Here is a 2,654-nt window from a genome sequence, read left to right as displayed (position 1 = left end):
GGGCAGGGCGAAGTGGATTTAAAAGCCGTTGCCGAGAAAGTGGCTCAACGCTATGGCTGTACGGTGTTGATTAGCGGGGCAGTGGATATTGTCAGCGATGGCACACAAACTGCGACCATTCACAACGGCACGCCATTGTTCCCGAAAGTCACGGCTTCGGGCTGCCTATTGAGTGCCGTGTGTGCGGCTTTTTTAGCGGTTGATTCTGGCAATCATTTTGCTGCTACCTTTGAGGCGAGCGTGGCTTATGCAGTAGCGGGTGAATTGGCTGCTGAAGGTTTGACAACTGAAGTAGGGCAGTTCCAAGTCCGTTTGTTGGACGAACTTGCAGCCCTTTCCCCTGAAACTATTGGACAAAGAGGACGCATCAATGAGTAACGTGAAACAAGTTTTAACTATCGCAGGGTCAGACAGTGGAGGTGGGGCAGGTATTCAAGCGGATCTCAAAACCTTCCAAATGCGGGGCGTGTTTGGTACTTCAGTAATCACGGCAGTTACGGCACAAAATACCCTCGGCGTGTTCGATATTCACACGATTCCGCTACCAACCATTATCGCCCAGCTACAAGCGGTCAAAAATGACTTCCAAATTGCAAGTTGCAAAATCGGTATGTTGGGCAATGCAGAAATTATTGAATGCGTGGCAGATTTTCTTGCTGATAAGCCTTTCGGTACGCTGGTGCTAGATCCTGTGATGATTGCCAAAGGTGGTGCACCGTTATTGCAACAGCAAGCGGTGAGTGCGTTAAGCCAAAAATTGCTGCCGTTAGCGGACGTGATTACGCCGAACATTCCCGAAGCGGAAGCGTTAACGGGGATTGCGATTGTGGACGACACCAGTATTCAACAAGCCGCAAAAGCGTTGCAAAAACAGGGGGCGAAGAATGTGATTATTAAGGGCGGACATTCGCTCAATTCGCAAAGTGAGCTGTGCCAAGATTGGGTTTTACTTGCAGATGGTCGTCATTTTACTTTGCAAAGCCCCCGTTTCAACACGCCGCATACACACGGTACGGGCTGTACCTTTTCCGCCTGTTTAACCGCAGAGTTGGCGAAAGGGGAACCGCTGCAAAGTGCGGTGAAAACAGCGAAAGATTTTATTACCGCTGCGATTTCTCACCCGTTGAATATTGGGCAAGGACACGGGCCGACAAATCATTGGGCTTACAGTTGCCTTTAAGGATTGAAAGATGAAAAATATTCAAAAAATCTTACCGCTTTACTTTGTGGCAGGCTCGCAAGATTGCCGTCATTTGGGCGAGAACTTGTCAGAAAATTTATTATTCGTGCTAAAACAAGCGTTAGAAGGCGGGATTACCTGCTTTCAATTTCGGGATAAAGGCAAATTTTCGTTAGAACATACGCCCTCAGCACAGAAGGCATTGGCGATTAATTGTCGTGATTTGTGCCGTGAATATGGCGTACCGTTTATTGTAGACGACAACGTTGATTTAGCATTGGAAATCGAGGCAGATGGTATTCACGTTGGACAAAGCGATATGCCAGTACAAGAGATTAGAGCTAAAACGGATAAACCGCTAATTATTGGTTGGTCGGTGAATCGTTTAGACGAGGCAAAAATTGGGGAAAATTTAGCGGAAATTGATTATTTTGGAATTGGCCCGATTTTCCCAACGCAATCGAAAGAGAATCCGAAACCAACACTAGGAATGGCGTTTATTCAAACTTTGCGAAATGCGGGCATAACTAAACCGCTTGTGGCAATTGGTGGGGTGAAATTAGTTCACGTTAAAACCTTGCGGGAGTATGGGGCGGACGGCGTGGCGGTAATTACGGCGATTAGCCACGCTGACAATGTGCAAGCGGTAACCCAAGCATTGCGGGAGGCAAGCGATGAGTATGCAAAATAGTTTAAAACAGGTTGCGACGGCGACAATGGTCGGCACCGCAATTGAGTATTTCGATAACTACATTTACGCAATGGCAGCGGTGTTAGTGTTTAACCATCAATTTTTCCACTCAGCTGATCCGCTTTCAGGGCAGATTGCGGCACTTTCCACTTTAGCACTCACTTTTATTGCTCGTCCTTTGGGAGCAATATTATTCGGGCATTTCGGTGACCGTTTCGGGCGGAAAAATACTTTTGTGATGAGCTTACTGTTGATGGGTGTTTCCACTGTGGTTATCGGTTTGTTGCCAACCTATGACAGCATCGGTATTTGGGCGACAATTTTGCTCTGTTTATGCCGTATTGGGCAAGGTATCGGTTTAGGCGGAGAGTGGGGCGGTGCAGCGTTAGTTGCGGTCGAAAATGCTCCAGAAGGTAAACGAGGTTGGTATGGTACTTTCCCACAACTGGGAGCCCCGCTTGGCTTGTTGTTGGCAAATGGCGTATTCTTAGGCATTACGGCAATTTTCGGGCAAGAAGCTATGACTGAATGGGCATGGCGGATACCGTTTTTATCTTCGCTGATTTTGGTCGCTATTGGCTTGTATGTGCGTCTAAAACTGACTGAAGCCCCGATTTTCCTCGCCGCACTCAATAAACCGCAGCCAAAACGCTTACCAATGTTGGAAGTTGTCACTACTCATTTTAAGCCGTTTTTCTTAGGAATGTTGGTTTGCATCGCAGGCTATGTGCTGTTCTACATTATGATTGCCTTTAGCCAAATTTACGCAAAATCTGCTCCAAC

At 47.2% G+C, this 2,654-nt stretch carries 4 protein-coding genes; all 4 read left to right on the top strand.

All coding sequences use genetic code 11. From position 1 onward, the window contains the following. Window positions 1-378, top strand: a 378-nt coding sequence (locus tag QMF79_RS00125) for a hydroxyethylthiazole kinase (RefSeq protein WP_281772273.1), incomplete at its 5' end; no start/stop codon positions are given. Further along, window positions 371-1,180: a bifunctional hydroxymethylpyrimidine kinase/phosphomethylpyrimidine kinase gene (gene thiD / locus QMF79_RS00120; RefSeq protein WP_281772272.1), complete on the top strand. Its 810-nt coding sequence runs from the start codon at window positions 371-373 to the stop codon at window positions 1,178-1,180. The genes QMF79_RS00125 and thiD, both read left to right, overlap by 8 nt. A gap of 10 nt (window positions 1,181-1,190) precedes the next feature. After that, window positions 1,191-1,871 (top strand): thiamine phosphate synthase, encoded by a 681-nt coding sequence (gene thiE, locus QMF79_RS00115; RefSeq protein ID WP_281772271.1) that lies wholly within the window; start codon window positions 1,191-1,193, stop codon window positions 1,869-1,871. Continuing rightward, window positions 1,855-2,654 (top strand): MFS transporter (locus QMF79_RS00110; RefSeq protein WP_281772270.1); only part of this gene is annotated, 800 nt, incomplete at its 3' end. The genes thiE and QMF79_RS00110, both read left to right, overlap by 17 nt.

Origin of the sequence: Pseudohaemophilus parahaemolyticus, from assembly GCF_938021905.1 — a bacterium.
GTDB classification, from domain to species: Bacteria; Pseudomonadota; Gammaproteobacteria; order Enterobacterales; family Pasteurellaceae; genus Haemophilus_A; species Haemophilus_A parahaemolyticus_B.
Note: the sequence above shows the minus strand (reverse complement) of the source record. Positions and strands in the feature narration are given on the sequence as shown.

Excerpts from the sequence above, each read along its gene's own strand:
- thiE (WP_281772271.1), top strand. The coding sequence starts at position 1,191 with ATGAAAAATATTCAAAAAATCTTACCGCTTTACTTTGTGGCAGGCTCG.
- thiD (WP_281772272.1), top strand. The coding sequence starts at position 371 with ATGAGTAACGTGAAACAAGTTTTAACTATCGCAGGGTCAGACAGTGGA.